This is a genomic window from Rhodanobacter sp. A1T4 (genome assembly GCF_014207185.1).
In the GTDB taxonomy this organism is placed as follows: Bacteria; Pseudomonadota; Gammaproteobacteria; order Xanthomonadales; family Rhodanobacteraceae; genus Rhodanobacter.
Map to the genome: position 1 here is coordinate 42,255 of NZ_JACHCP010000010.1, position 13,067 is coordinate 55,321.

Consider the following 13,067-nt stretch of genomic DNA (forward strand, 5'->3'; position numbering starts at 1 on the left):
TCAGCCATTCAGCGCTGACACCAGCGCGAGCAGGCCTTCGTGATAGTGCGCCTGCAGCGTCTTGCAAGCGCCGGCCTCACCATCGCCCAGTGGTTCGAACTCGCATGACCACATCACCGCACTCCCACCTTCGCTATCCCGCACATGCAACGTGGCCCGGCAATTGTTGACCGGCACCTTGCTATCAACCACGACGTAGACATAACGGCGCATCGCATCGCTGCGTGCTTCCAGCCGCTCCACCGCACGACTGCCATCGACGTAATGCACGGTGCGGATACGTCCCTCCCACGACAGATCCACCCTACTCACTTGCGGATGCCAGCGGTGCAGACCGCCAAAGTCGCCGATCATGGCCCACACGAGATCGGCCGGGTTGGCCAGGCGTTGCACGACCCGCACCTCCGTCATGTCCCTATCTCCTTCGAATCACCAGGCGCGTCATCGACATTTCCGATCTGTCGACTCCGTTTCAAAACAGACAGATTAGAAAACAGGCTACGGAAAAGTCAGGCAAGAGCCGAGCCAACGACGTCGGCCTGGCACAGCCTCAATGCCTAGCCAGCTGCAGCGATGGCGGTCCGATGCACTGTCGCTGTTCTGGCACAAAGGTCGGTGACAGTCCGTGCCAAATGTTGCGCTGCAGTTTGATTACCGCAGACACCGGGACCATTCTTAAATGACAACCATCTAAACGACCAACATCTGGGGACTGACGGCGTACCCACGGGACACGGCAGTCCATCGTCGAGAGAGCCAAGCATGAGCAGCAATCTGCAGATAACGCACGCGGTATCGCATGTCGATGGTCTGCTGCGGGAGCGGTTGGGCCGCGGCGAAGTGGCGCCACACGTCACCAAATCCTGGCAACGCTGCGTCGACGAATTTGGCACAGCACCGGACGCGGTACGCGATACGCCAGTGCTCAATGCTCAAGCCGTACGCGAACGGCAGCAGCAGTTCGGCGAACTGCTCAATGTGGCGCGCGCCGAGATGGAAAGTCTGTACGAGATGATCGCCGGTTCCGGCTACGCAGTCATTCTCAGCGATACCGAAAGCGTGATTCTCGGTGCCATTACCGACCCCAGCCTCACCCGCGAATTTCGCGACGCCGGCCTGCGCATCGGCGCTATATGGAGCGAACAGTACGAAGGCACCAACGGGCTGGGTACCTGCCTCGCCGAAGGTGTGCCGGTCACCGTATATCGGGACGAACATTTTCGCCGTTTCAATACCGGGCTGTCGTGCTCGGGCGCACCGGTGCTGGATGCGCAGGGCAAGGTGCTGGGCGTACTCGATGCCTCCACCGTCAACGCCGGCGATACGCGACTGATCCAGCGCCACACGATGGCGCTGGTGAACATGTCGGCCAATCTGATTTCGCGCTGCCGCTTCATGCGCGAATGCGCCACCACCTGGGTACTGCGATTCCACAGCCGCCCGGAGTTCGTCGGCCTGCTGCACGAAGCACTGCTCGCTGTTGGCAGCGATGGCATCGTGCGCGCGGTCAACGACAGCGCGATGGCGCAGCTGGGCATGTCGCGCGCGCAGCTGGTCGGCAAATCGCTGACTTCGATTTTCCCCTTCGACTTCGAAACAGTGGAACGTCGCGCCGCCACGGATGCATCGCTGCTGTGGCCGGTACGCGATCTTGCTTACGGACGTCGATTCTTCGCACGCGTGCGCACGCCCACCGCGCAGTCCACCACCACCTCCCGCACACCGAAGAAAGAAATCAGCGGCGTGCAGACGACCACTCGGCAGCACGTGGTCGCCGATGCGCGGATGCAGCACAACATCCACTGCGGCCGCCACCTGTTCGGGCGCAAGGTGCCACTGCTGCTGCAGGGCGCAACCGGCACCGGCAAGGAGGCGTTCGCCAAGTCGCTGCATCTGGCCAGTGCGTGGGCGGAGCGCCCGTTCGTGGCCGTGAACTGCGCGGCGATTCCCGAAGCACTGATCGAAAGCGAGCTGTTCGGCTATACCCGTGGCGCATTCACCGACGCTGCACGCGAAGGTCATCTGGGCAAGATCCGCCAATCCAGCGGCGGCACGCTGTTCCTCGATGAAATCGGTGACATGCCACTGCACATGCAGACGCGCTTGCTGCGCGTGCTGGAAGAACACGAAGTGGTGCCACTGGGTGGCGAACAGGCCGTGCCGGTGGATCTGCACATCATCAGCGCCACGCATCACGATCTGCTGCAAATGGTGCAGAACGGCGAATTTCGCGAGGATCTCTATTATCGCCTCAATGGCATCACCCTGCAGTTGCCGACGCTGCGCGAGCGCACCGACAAGCGCGAGCTGATCGAGGCCCTGCTGGCCGATGACGATAACGACGAGCCGATCCCGGTGATCCACGACGATGCCATGCAGCGGCTGCTGGACTATCACTGGCCAGGCAATATCCGCCAGCTGCGCAACACATTGCGTACCGCGGCCGCGCTGTGCAGCGACAGCATGATCCGTGTGGGCAACCTGCCGCATGAAATCACCGATGGCAGTGCATCTCAAATCACAAGTCATGCAATCAAGGATGCAGCGGCACCGCTGCAATCCGCCGAACGCGATGCGCTGCTGCGCGAACTCGAACGCCTGCACTGGAATATCAGTCGCGCCGCGAGTGCGCTGGGCGTCAGTCGCAATACGCTTTACCGCAAGATGCGCAAGCACAATATCGCCCTGCCCGGGTGATCAGAAGGTAACCCGCACACCACCGTAAACCGCCGTTGGTGCGGCCGGGCTGTAGAACCGATTGTCGACGCCCGGACCGTTGGTCACGCCGTCGCCCGGAACACCGGGGGCACCAATGCCGGTCGGGTCGCTGTAAATCCCGTATGTGGCGTATTTGGCATTGAAGATGTTGTCGATCGAACCGAATACCTCGACATTCCTGGCGACCTGATAACTGGTGTGCAGGTTCACGACGTGATAACCCGGCATCTGCGGATTCTGGTTGGACTCATCGCCAAAATAAAACTGGCTGCTGACCACAATCATCGACGCGCCGAGCTTCCATTGCGGTGTAAAAGCGTAATCCACACCGATTTTCACGCGATTCTTCGGTATGCCCGGCAAGCGGTCACCCGGTCGCACCTCGATATTGCCGTCCGCATCCTGGTAAGGGTTCGAGGGTGAGGGCAGTTGGATGGCCGATTGAAAGGTGGCGTAGATGTAGCTGTAGTTGACGTAAGCCGACCACCGATCGGTTTGATAATTGAAACCAGCCTCGAGACCTTCGCGCCGCGTCGAACCGATGTTCTGGTAGAAGCCACTGCTGACCGAGGTGGAAATGCCGTAGATGTCGTCGAACGAATTGGTTCGAAACGCGCCGAGGTTCCACGAAATACCGTCACCGGCCGAGGACCCATCGGGAATCTTTCCGCGCAAACCGAGTTCCGCCGTATGCGCAACCACCTGCCGCAGGTTCGGCGGATCGCCCGCCAGATTCGACGGTAATAGACACGGTTTCGTCGGATCGGAGCATTCGATTTCGCTTGCGGTCGGCGTACGTGTATTGGTAGAGATGCCTGCATACGCGGTGAGCGTCGGTGTCAGCTTGTACGTGCCGCCGATGGCGGGATTGAAGTGGCTGAAGCGACTGTTGCCGGTGAGACTGGTACCACGCTGATCCTGCAGATCGGTGTGCGCTACGTCGTAGCGCCCGCTCGCAGTCAGTGCAAGGTCCGGCGTCACGTTGAAAGTATCGGTGACGTAACCGCCGGCTTCCCTGTTATTCGCGCCAAGAATCACCGGCACCGCACCGAAAGGTGAACTCTCCGGCGTGTCGACAATCAGGTCGGATGGCAGCACCGAAAGCTGCGCATTGATGACACCGATCTGCGCGCCCGAATAGAAATTCGTATGTGCGTAGTCGAACGTGGCGCCAACGGCGAACTGATTGTCGTGCCCGAAAATCGACTGATCGTTATTCGCCTGCAAGGTCGCACCGCGACCATAGGAATTGATCGTCTCGAAATCATTTTCGCCGATCGGAACTGCTCCGCCATCGGAGATATCCGGCAGGTTTTGCCCAGCCGCATTAGTAACCGGCGTAAGTCCGTCGGACTGGCACAGGGAGCCCGAAGCAGCCGCACTGGTACAGGCGGTGTAATCCGTGGTGTTGCCATTGGCGACGCTCTGTGAGAACTGCCGGTAATACAGCACGCCCTGCACTGACCAGTTATCGGTCGCCTTGTAGGTACCGTTCAAGGCGACGAAATTCAGCTTGTTGTCGTTCGCCTGTGGGCCCGTGAAAACGAGTCTCCGACTGATCGCCAGTTCCTGCGCTGGCGCAGAGCCCTGACCGTCCAGTTGGTTCTCGGCATGCGTGTAACTGAGGTCGAGTGAGAGCCGGTCCGTGCGTGCGCTCAAGTCGGTATAGAACTGGCGCAGCGAGTCGGAGGAGAAGTCGCGCCAGCCGTCTTCGTCCAGCGTCTTGGCCGCAGCGTAGATGCCGAAGGTACCGTTGTTGGCGCCGTACTCCGCGGCCGCGGAACGCTGACCGAAGGAACCACCTGACAGCTCAAGCTCACCGCCGGTGTAGTTGAAGCCGTTTTTCATGTCGACCGAGATGGCCCCACCCAGCGCATTGAGCCCATAAACGGGGTTCGAGCTGACGACCTGTACGCGATTGATCGCCATGTCGGGAAACAGATCCCAGTTGACCGTGTCGCCGAACGCCTCGTTGATACGCACGCCATTCTGGTAGACCGCCAGACCCTGGGGCGTGCCGAGCACCGGCGAAGCTTCGAAGCCGCGATACAGAATATCGGGTTGAAACGGGTCATCGAGATTGTCGTTGATGCTGATACTGCCCAGCTGCGCATTCAGCGCTTGCGTCATGCTCGCAGAGCCATTCCGCGTGAGATCAGACGCCGACAGGCTTTGCACATTGCCCGGAACCTTGTCGGCATCCAGCACCGCTCCGCCCGGGACGGCGGTGGCTTGGACCACTACGGTCGCCAGCTGCTTGGCATTGACGGGCGTATTTTGCGTTGTTGCCTGTGGCGCTGGCGCAGCAGGAGAAACCTCGGCAGCGTTCGGGGCCTCCTGTGCATGCAGAAGCCCTGCACTGACGAGCGCAACGAACAGCAGTGCCCGAGGGAGAATGCACAAGCGACTCCATCCATCCATCTTGAAATGATCCATCGTGTCTGACACCCCGGCCGATCGATTTTCCCGGCAAATCCTTTCCGATAACGCGCAACGCAAAACCGCCATCATTCAAGCGCTAAAGCTAGAGCAGCGCAGTGTGCGCTGACTACGGGAAGAACTCCCGAATGCCGACCCGCTACCATGCGATGAGTCTCTGATCACGGGTGATCGCGGCATGCATCTTTCACGATTTCTGATGTGGCGTATCGCGGCTGTTTCCGTCGCCATCATGGCGTGCGCGCTGCTGCTGGCACTGTGGCAGGCACGACTCAACATTGCGCGCGAGGAACAGGGCGCCGCCGAAACGGCGCATCTGTTTGACCAGCTCGACGGCCTGGAAAGCGGGTCAGCCGGAGACATCCCCGCTCACCTTGACGCATTGCGCCAAATCAGCCGTGAGGGACGCCTGCGACATCTGCAACTGCGCCTGCAGGATATGCATGGCAACGACTTGCTGCCGGTCGTGCAACCAGTGCCAACCCTGCTGCACCGCGGCTTTGCATGGCTGCTACCACCAGCCTATGGCGGCGCAAAACCGAACACGCCGCAATGGAATCTGCAACGCGCTGATGGCCTGCGCTATCACGTGACCCTGCTACTCGATCCTGGCAGCGAACGCAGCGAATCGCTGACCGATATCGCCGGCCTGCTTGGCATCCTGCTCGGCTATGGCGCGCTGACGCTGCTGGCTGTTTACGTCGCGCTGCGACTCGCACTGCGGCCGATGCGCAAGATCATTTACGCCATCGGCCAGTACCAGCGCGATCGCTACGACTACCGGCTGCCGCCACTACGCCTGCTCGAGCTGCACACGATCGCACAGGCACTCAACCACATGGCGCAGACGTTGGCGACCTCGCAGGAAGCGCGCCGTCGGCTCGATCTGCAACTACGCAGCATGCGCGAGGACGAACGCAGCAAGCTGGCGCGCGAGCTGCATGATGAACTCGGCCAGCGACTCACCGCGATGCGCGCCGATACGGCATGGCTGATCCGCCGCAGTCTTGGCCAGCCGCCACTGCGCGATGTCGCCGAGGCGCTCGCTGACCACTGTGAGCAGGTACAACACGCGGTGCGCGACCTGCTGCAACGTCTGCACGCGCGCAAGCCGTATGAAGATGAGGATGAGCCACTGCCGTTGCATCGCCTGCTGCAGGAGCTTCTTGAAAGCTGGCGTGAACGACCCGATCAGCAGACGCGTTTCGTACTGGAAATCGACATCGACGAACATGCGATCGCGAGCGACGTTGCGTTGACCATTTACCGATTGACCCAGGAGGCTCTGACCAATATCGCGCGCCATGCCCAGGCGACGCGCGTCGATATCCGGCTGGCGTTGCTTGAGGACGGCCGGCTTGAGTGGTCGGTCTGCGATGACGGCAACGGTCTGACCGATCCGGGGCCAGCAGCCTATCGAGGCAGTGGATTGGTAGGCATGCGGGAACGGGTATGGGCACTGCATGGCGAAATCGAGATGTTTGCCACCCATCCGGACAACACTCGGCAAGGCTTGTCCATACGAGCGCGATTGCCACTGCATGACATGTCAGTGGCGACATCCACAGAAGATCGACACGCCGAACCGTGAACCACTTCCGCTCCTACCTTTACATTGGTAAACGGGCTGCATTTGCAAACGGAAGGCTTCAGGAAACCTGGGTAAGCAATCCACAGGTCTGCGCGTAACGATACATTTCAAGCGCGCTATTCAAGCCGAGTTTGTGGCGAACGATGGTCTGATAGTTGGCGGCTGTCTTGATGCTAAGGCAGCGTTGACTGGCAATCTGTTCCACCGCCATGCCTTGGGCAAGCAGCAGAAAGACATCGAACTCCCGCGGCGAAAGTTGCTGATGTGGAAGATCGCCTTCACCTTTACGCATCGCCGCTGCAATGTCGGCAGAGAGCACCTGCTCACCGGCCGCGACTTGATGCACTGCGTCGATCAATGACTCCGGCGGGCTGCTCTTGGTCAGGTATCCGCTCGCGCCGGCCTTGAGCAGCTGCGCTGCCAAGGCCGGGCTGTCGTGCATGGTGAAGATCAACACACGCAATCGCGGAAGTCGCTGGTGCAATCGCTGCAAGGTCGCCAGACCACCCTGGCCTGGCATCGACAGATCAAGGATCAGCACATCCGCCGGATGTTCCACGAGCCACAGGTAGGCGCTTTCGCCATCGGCAAATTCGGCGATAACCTGCAGCCCCGGTTCCAGCTCCAGCAATCGCCGGTATCCGGCGCGCACGACGGCATGGTCGTCAGCAATGACGACCCTCAACATTGGCTTGATGCTGCTACCCATTGGCACACCTCAGCCGGCGTAGGCTGTACCTTTGGATTTGGCCACATGTGCCGCGATGACGTCCATCAATACCGGCGACAGGCAGTCATACGGTGGCAGGCCCAATTCGTTCAGGCGACCGCGTACGGCATCCATTTTCTTCGGATCGAAACCCTGCTCGATGATCGATGAGACGAACGCAGCGAAGATCGGCGCCGACCAGCCCTCCTCGGACGACAGCTCGGTATGCACGAAGTCGAGGCCGTGGAATGGATGACCGGTGTCCTCGATGCGACCGATCATGTGCGTGCCACACACCTTGCAGGCGTGCCGCTGGATGGCGGCTTTCGGATCGACAATGGCGAGCTTGTCGCCATTCTCCTGCACGCTGACTTTGTCGCGCGCCACAACAGCAATCTGCGCAAAGGTGGCGCCCTTTGGCTTCCAGCATTTGCTGCAACCGCAGACGTGATTGTGCGCAGTCTGTGCGCCGACCGTGACCTTGACCGGTTTGTCGCTGCACTTGCAGGTGAGCGTGCCACCGGCAAAGTTGCTCTTGCCCTGCTTGACGCCCTGATCGACGGCGGGATGAATGTGCGTTGTCATGGTGTGTCTCCTCGAATGATGTCGCCAGATTTGAAGTGACCTGATTTATTTGAGCCAGCGGTGGTGCGGCTGACAGTTAATTGCCACCGGTGTATCCGATGCAAAAATCCTGCGGGCATTCCCGGCATCGATGCCATTGCGAATCGATTGCGTACAAATAAAAAGTTCATGACACCATCGCCACGCTGATGCGTGCGGCCCAGTATCTGGCTGGCGCCGGCTTGCCAGGTTTCAAACACGGGCGCGAAGCGTGGCATTGCTCAGTACTGAATCACGGAGCGAATGACCTTGCCGGCGTGCATCAACTCGAACGCGTCATTGATGCGCTCGAGCGGCAACACCTCGGTGATCATCTCGTCGATCTTGATCTCGCCCTTCAGATAACGGTCGACGTAACCCGGCAGCTGGCTGCGACCCTTCACGCCGCCAAACGCACTGCCACGCCATACGCGACCGGTCACCAACTGGAACGGACGCGTGCTGATCTCCTGCCCCGCGCCGGCCACGCCGATGATGATCGACTCGCCCCAGCCCTTGTGGCAGCACTCCAGCGCCGAGCGCATCACATGCACGTTGCCGATGCACTCGAAGGAATAGTCCACACCGCCATTGGTCAGGTCCACGATCACCTGCTGGATCGGCGTATCCGGATAATCCTTCGGATTGATGAAGTCGGTCGCGCCCAGCAGCTTGGCCATCTCGAACTTGTCGGGATTCATGTCGATGCAGACGATGCGCGATGCCTTGGCCATCACCGCGCCCTGCACCACCGACAGGCCAATACCGCCCATGCCGAACACGGCCACAGTGGCGCCAGCTTCGACCTTGGCCGTATTCAGCACCGCACCGATGCCCGTGGTGATGCCGCAACCGAGCAGGCAAACCTTCTCCAGCGGCGCGGCCGGGTTGATTCTTGCCAGCGAGATCTCCGGCAGCACGGTGTATTCGCTGAAGGTGCTGGTGCCCATGTAGTGCAGGATCGGCTTGCCATTGATCGAGAAGCGGCTGGTGCCGTCGGGCATCAGGCCCTTGCCCTGGGTCACGCGGATCTTCTGGCACAGGTTGGTCTTGCCGGAGAGGCAGTATTCGCATTCGCCACATTCGGGCGTGTACAGCGGAATGACGTGATCACCGACTTTCAGCGAGGTCACGCCTTCGCCCACTTCCTCGACAATGCCGCCGCCTTCATGACCCAGGATCACCGGGAACATCCCCTCGGGATCGGCACCGGACAGCGTAAACGCATCGGTGTGGCAGACGCCGGTGGCGACGATGCGGACCAACACCTCGCCGGCCTTCGGGCCAGCGACGTCCACCTCTTCGATGCTTAGCGGCTTGCCGGCTTCCCACGCGACCGCGGCTCGTGACTTCATGCGTACAGTTCCTTGCAAAATATTGAAAAGTGGTTCGTAAAATTTTTAGACGGCTAGACATCCATAATCATCCCGATGGTGGACGACCTTCGGGAATCAAATTGAGCTGGCGTGCCTTGATGTAATCATAAATTGCGTGAATGTCCTTCTCCTCGAAGAAGCCCGCCCATGACGGCATGCCTTTGTCCTGACGGCCCGCCATTGCGGTGCTCAGGAACTGCTCGTAAGTCATGCCGTTGGCCATCGACTTGCGTAAGTCCGGTGCGTACTCGCCGCCGACCGCGTCGCCACCGTGGCAGCGGAAGCAGTAGGAGTTGTATTGCTCGTAGCCATTGAAAACGGCGGGCGTTACGTTCTTCTGATCGGAACCGGTGAACACCGCCACATCGGTCTGCACGCTCTTGCCGAACGTGTCCCTGTAGGTGTGCATGGCAGCCGGAGCGGCTGCTTTTGTACCCCTACCAGTCGTGGCAGCAGCACTGCCGTTGAGCGACAGTATCCACTTCACCATCAGCGAGGCGTCTGCATCGCTGAGTTCCGGGTGCGCCGTCATCGGCACCTCACCCCAATTGCCGGCGCCGCCCATCTTTACCTTCTTCACCAGCGTGGCGACGATCGCATCACCCTGGCCTGCATAATGTTTGGCTACTTCGTCGTAGGCCGGGCCGACCAGTTTGTGATCGATGGCGTGACAGGAAAAGCAGTTGCTGGCACGAGCCTTGGTTTCGCCTTCCGACATCTTGGTATCGGCGGCTTGGCTTGCAGTAGCGTGCAATAAAAGCGGTGCGGCCACACCCAAAAAGAGGCCCAACATGGCCCGGGATGGCTTCAACAGATGGGACATTCGCGATTACTCCGTAAGAGGCTTTACGTCCAGGTAGCTGGCATCACAAACCGGCGGTATCGCCTGGCGTGCCGGTCGTGCCTTCGCCGAAGATTTCCACGCCGTGCCGTTTCAGAATGGCGTGCAATTGCGGGCCGTTGTTCTTGATCAATGCATCCAGACGTCCCTTAAGCGCCTGGTCGTCCTTGCGCACAGCCATCGACATCGGGAACGAATACATTTCCGGCGAACCGGTGGCGCGCGTGTTTGGCAGAGCGCTGACGGTGAGGTCCGGAAAATCCTTGAGATAGGCGCCGATCGCCGGCTGCCAGGTGATCATCACGTCGATGGTGCCGTTTTCGACATCCTCCAGCACGCTGCGCGGCGAGGTGCCGCTATCACCACCCACGTCATAGGATTTGGCTGTAGAGACCATGCCACGGATCTGCAAGCCGTCCTCGACCGGCGTATCCGCCTCGAAGCCGATCTTGAGCTTGCGCAGGTCCGGCGAGTTGAGGCTATCCAGATCGTAGCCCTTGGCCTTCTTGGAAATGAAGACGTACGAGGACACGTAGTACGGGTCGGTGGTCAGCTCTTCCTGATTGCCGTATGGCATGTTCATCACGACGTCGCAATGACCACTGTCGAGATTGCGCGACAGATATTCGTCGAAGCCGCCGTGGCCGCGGGAATCCGCCCAGGTGTAGTCCACCGTTGCACCGAGTTTTTGCGCAACGAACTCGGCCACATCGTTCTCGAAACCGCTGCCGTCACGATTCGAGTAGGGCAGGTAATTGGGGTCGGCACACACCTTGAGCTTGCCACCGCTCGGCGTATCCGCAGCATGCGCGGCTGGCGCCGCCGTGGTGCACATCAGTGCGCCCATGACAAACATCATCATGGGGGTCTTGATCATTACGTCGCTGATTTTCATGAAGCTCTCCGCGCACTGCCGCTATAAATAAAACCCTGAAAAGAAAAGTCATTGGCGCGATGCCCCTGTCGAGACATCGCGTCAACGTGACCTGTGATCAGTCGAGGGCAAACACCATCAACGTGCCACCGAGATTGGTGTAGTCGCTGAGGGTGGCGGTGGCGCCAACCGCGCCGAGACCTTCACTCGCCTTGCTGAGGTTGTTCGACAGACCAATCGCGGCCCAGCCGCCCACGCCGCTCAGGATAGCCACGTACTGCTTGCCGTCATGCGTGTAGGTCATCGGGTTGCCGATGATTCCCGATGGGCACTTGAACTGCCACAGCACCTTGCCGGTTTTCAGATCCACGGCACGGAACCAGCCGGTGAGTGTGCCGTAGAAGGCAATACCGCCCTTGGTAGTCAGTGCACCTGACCAGTCCTGGAAACGATCGTTGATCGCCCATTTGGTCTTGCCGGACATCGGGTCATAGGCGATGAAGCGGCCACCCACTTCGCCATGGTTGTAGGGATACATGCTCACCAGCGCACCGACGAACGGGAAGCCGGCCTTGTACTTCACGTTGAACGCCTGATAGTCCATGCAAACGTGGTTGGTCGGTACGATGAACAGGCCGCTGGCCGGATCATAGGCAGCCGGCTGCTGATCCTTCGATCCCTGCGAAGACGGGCAGACGTCCTTGGTGTTCTCGCCTTCCTTGGTCATCTTGTCGGCGTTGACGATCGGACGACCGGTTTTCATGTCGATGCCACTGGCCCAGTTGACGATGTCATCGAACTTCTTCGCCGAAAGCAGCTTGCCGTTGCGGCGATCCCACACATAAGCGAAACCGTTGCGATCGAAGTGGGTGAGCGTCGGAACCTTTTTGCCGTCAATCGTGGTGTCGGTGAGAATGTTTTCGTTGACGCCGTCGTAGTCCCAGCCGTCATGCGGCGTCATCTGGAACACCCACTTGGCTTCACCGGTATCCGGATCGCGGGCCATGATCGACATGGAATACTTGTTGTCGCCCGGGCGCTGTGTGGGATTCCAGGTACCCGGATTGCCGGTGCCGTAAAACAGCAGGTTGAGCTTGGGATCGTAGCTATACCAGCCCCAGGTCGTGCCGCCACCGAGCTTCCACTGATCACCCTGCCAGCTCTTCAGACTCGAGTCCTTGCCGACGACCTTCTGGGTGGCGCCGTCGATGGTCTTGTCTGGGTTGAACATGATCTGGTCATCGGGACCAGTGCTGTACGCGCGCCACAACTGCTTGCCGGTCTTGATATCGTCGGCCGTCACGTAACCGTGCACCCCGTACTCTGCGCCTGAGACACCCGTGATCACCTTGTTGCCGATTACGATGGGTGCCATCGTCTGCGTCTGGCCCATCATCGGGTCGGCGTTCTTGGCGGACCACACCACCTTGCCGGTCATCGCGTCGAGCGCGTAGAGGCCACCATCGAGCGCGTTGGCGAAAATCTTTCCGTCACCATAAGCCACACCGCGATTGACCACGTCGCAACACGCGACCGAGGGCGCAAACTTGTTCTGGTCCGGCGTGAAGTTCCAGACGATGTGGCCGGGGTCCTTCAGCGAAACCGCATAGACATGATTGGGATAGGAGCTTTCGACATACAGCATGTCGCCGACCACCAGCGGCTGTCCTTCGTGACCGCGCAGCGAGCCGGTCGACATGGTCCACGCCACGTGCAGGTTCTTCACGTTGTCGGCGGTGATCTGATCCAGCGCGCTGTAACGCTGGGCGGTGTAGTTGCCGGCGGGCATCACCCAGTGATTGGCATCCTGCGCCATCTGTTGCAACTCGTCGTCGGCAAGAATGCCGGATGATGCGGTGAGCCCGAAGCCTGCAACAAGCAGACAGAGCCCGGTACGTAGTGATTTGCTGGTCATG

Annotated in this window: 11 protein-coding genes; 2 read left to right on the forward strand and 9 right to left on the reverse strand. The window is 60.0% G+C overall.

Going from position 1 to position 13,067, the window contains the following annotated elements:
• Window positions 1–411, reverse strand: a complete 411-nt coding sequence (locus tag HDE80_RS18555; protein WP_184673360.1) for an SRPBCC family protein — start codon at window positions 409–411, stop codon at window positions 1–3.
• 351 nt (window positions 412–762) lie between these two features.
• Between HDE80_RS18555 and HDE80_RS18560 the strand changes: the two genes are divergently transcribed.
• Window positions 763–2,697 (forward strand): sigma-54-dependent Fis family transcriptional regulator, encoded by a 1,935-nt coding sequence (locus HDE80_RS18560; RefSeq protein ID WP_184673362.1) that lies wholly within the window; start codon window positions 763–765, stop codon window positions 2,695–2,697.
• Here HDE80_RS18560 and HDE80_RS18565 read toward each other — a convergent pair whose 3' ends face one another.
• Window positions 2,698–5,154, reverse strand: a complete 2,457-nt coding sequence (locus tag HDE80_RS18565) for a TonB-dependent receptor (protein ID WP_184673364.1) — start codon at window positions 5,152–5,154, stop codon at window positions 2,698–2,700.
• Between the two features lie 181 nt (window positions 5,155–5,335).
• On the opposite strand from HDE80_RS18565, the gene HDE80_RS18570 reads away from it, so the two are divergent.
• Complete coding sequence (locus HDE80_RS18570; protein WP_184673366.1) at window positions 5,336–6,748, forward strand: histidine kinase; 1,413 nt, start codon at window positions 5,336–5,338, stop codon at window positions 6,746–6,748.
• A 58-nt stretch (window positions 6,749–6,806) separates the two neighbouring features.
• Here the strand turns inward: HDE80_RS18570 and HDE80_RS18575 are convergent, their stop codons facing one another.
• From HDE80_RS18575 to HDE80_RS18605, 7 genes are all read right to left on the reverse strand, one after another.
• The gene (locus HDE80_RS18575; protein WP_184673367.1) at window positions 6,807–7,457 is read right to left on the reverse strand and encodes a response regulator transcription factor; all 651 of its coding nucleotides are present in this window, start codon (window positions 7,455–7,457) and stop codon (window positions 6,807–6,809) included.
• 9 nt (window positions 7,458–7,466) lie between these two features.
• Window positions 7,467–8,042 carry an S-(hydroxymethyl)glutathione synthase gene (gene gfa / locus HDE80_RS18580; RefSeq protein WP_184673369.1) on the reverse strand — a complete coding sequence of 192 codons (576 nt, stop codon included), beginning with the start codon at window positions 8,040–8,042 and terminating at the stop codon, window positions 7,467–7,469.
• Window positions 8,039–8,281: a hypothetical protein gene (locus HDE80_RS18585; protein ID WP_184673371.1), complete on the reverse strand. Its 243-nt coding sequence runs from the start codon at window positions 8,279–8,281 to the stop codon at window positions 8,039–8,041. Before HDE80_RS18585 ends, gfa begins: the two co-directional genes overlap by 4 nt.
• Before the next feature lie 21 nt (window positions 8,282–8,302).
• On the reverse strand, window positions 8,303–9,415 hold the full coding sequence (locus tag HDE80_RS18590) for an S-(hydroxymethyl)glutathione dehydrogenase/class III alcohol dehydrogenase (RefSeq protein WP_184600368.1): 1,113 nt from the start codon (window positions 9,413–9,415) through the stop codon (window positions 8,303–8,305).
• A gap of 67 nt (window positions 9,416–9,482) precedes the next feature.
• On the reverse strand, window positions 9,483–10,259 hold the full coding sequence (locus HDE80_RS18595) for a c-type cytochrome (RefSeq protein ID WP_221437717.1): 777 nt from the start codon (window positions 10,257–10,259) through the stop codon (window positions 9,483–9,485).
• Window positions 10,260–10,302: 43 nt separating this feature from the next.
• Window positions 10,303–11,172, reverse strand: coding sequence for a transporter substrate-binding domain-containing protein (locus HDE80_RS18600; RefSeq protein ID WP_184673373.1), 870 nt, complete (start codon window positions 11,170–11,172; stop codon window positions 10,303–10,305).
• Window positions 11,173–11,269: 97 nt separating this feature from the next.
• Window positions 11,270–13,066: a methanol/ethanol family PQQ-dependent dehydrogenase gene (locus HDE80_RS18605; RefSeq protein ID WP_184600366.1), complete on the reverse strand. Its 1,797-nt coding sequence runs from the start codon at window positions 13,064–13,066 to the stop codon at window positions 11,270–11,272.
• Between the last annotated feature and the right edge of the window lies 1 nt (window position 13,067).

Bases quoted from the DNA above. Each gene is read 5' to 3' on its own strand.
- HDE80_RS18570 (WP_184673366.1), top strand. From the start codon at position 5,336: ATGCATCTTTCACGATTTCTGATGTGGCGTATCGCGGCTGTTTCCGTC.
- HDE80_RS18565 (WP_184673364.1), bottom strand. From the start codon at position 5,154: ATGGATCATTTCAAGATGGATGGATGGAGTCGCTTGTGCATTCTCCCT.
- gfa (WP_184673369.1), bottom strand. From the start codon at position 8,042: ATGACAACGCACATTCATCCCGCCGTCGATCAGGGCGTCAAGCAGGGC.
- HDE80_RS18605 (WP_184600366.1), bottom strand. From the start codon at position 13,066: ATGACCAGCAAATCACTACGTACCGGGCTCTGTCTGCTTGTTGCAGGC.
- HDE80_RS18595 (WP_221437717.1), bottom strand. From the start codon at position 10,259: ATGTCCCATCTGTTGAAGCCATCCCGGGCCATGTTGGGCCTCTTTTTG.
- HDE80_RS18590 (WP_184600368.1), bottom strand. From the start codon at position 9,415: ATGAAGTCACGAGCCGCGGTCGCGTGGGAAGCCGGCAAGCCGCTAAGC.
- HDE80_RS18600 (WP_184673373.1), bottom strand. From the start codon at position 11,172: ATGAAAATCAGCGACGTAATGATCAAGACCCCCATGATGATGTTTGTC.
- HDE80_RS18575 (WP_184673367.1), bottom strand. From the start codon at position 7,457: ATGGGTAGCAGCATCAAGCCAATGTTGAGGGTCGTCATTGCTGACGAC.
- HDE80_RS18555 (WP_184673360.1), bottom strand. From the start codon at position 411: ATGACGGAGGTGCGGGTCGTGCAACGCCTGGCCAACCCGGCCGATCTC.
- HDE80_RS18560 (WP_184673362.1), top strand. From the start codon at position 763: ATGAGCAGCAATCTGCAGATAACGCACGCGGTATCGCATGTCGATGGT.